This window comes from Paenibacillus rhizoplanae, from assembly GCF_042684125.1.
Classification (GTDB): Bacteria; Bacillota; Bacilli; order Paenibacillales; family Paenibacillaceae; genus Paenibacillus_AQ; species Paenibacillus_AQ rhizoplanae.
In genome coordinates this window covers 1,534-1,974 of the sequence record NZ_JBHUKY010000108.1, presented here as the reverse complement: position 1 = coordinate 1,974, position 441 = coordinate 1,534, and the positions used below count along the sequence as shown (strand labels likewise).

The 441-nt window shown below is 61.5% G+C and carries 1 protein-coding gene; it reads left to right on the top strand.

Features of this window, described 5'->3' with window-relative positions; translation table 11 throughout:
- On the top strand, positions 1 to 441 hold a 441-nt coding region (locus ACFSX3_RS32215; RefSeq protein ID WP_379313774.1), incomplete at both ends, for an AMP-binding enzyme.

The window sequence follows — 441 nt, the reverse complement described above, 5'->3', positions numbered from 1 at the left end:
GAAATCGTACACCGTCTGCTGCAGCACACGGACGTGAAGGAAGCGGTGGTCGTCGCCCGGAAAGACGAGAAGGACGAGTCTTATCTGTGCGCGTATGTGGTGAGCGGCGGGGTATTCGAGGCCTCCGAGCTGCGTACGTATTTGAAGCGCAGCCTGCCGGAGTACATGGTGCCGTCGTATCTGGTGGAAGTGGAGCGGATTCCGCTGACGGCCAACGGCAAGGTAGACCGGAAGGCGCTGCCAGAGCCGCAAGATCTGGTGCAGGCAGGAAACGAATACGTTGCGCCGCGGAGCGAGACGGAAACGAAGCTGGCGGCGATTTGGCAGGAGGTGCTTGGCCTTTCGCAGCCGGTGGGCATCCGGGACAACTTCTTCGAACTGGGCGGCCATTCGCTCAAAGCGACGCAGCTGGTGTCGCGGATCCAGAAGCAATTGGACGCG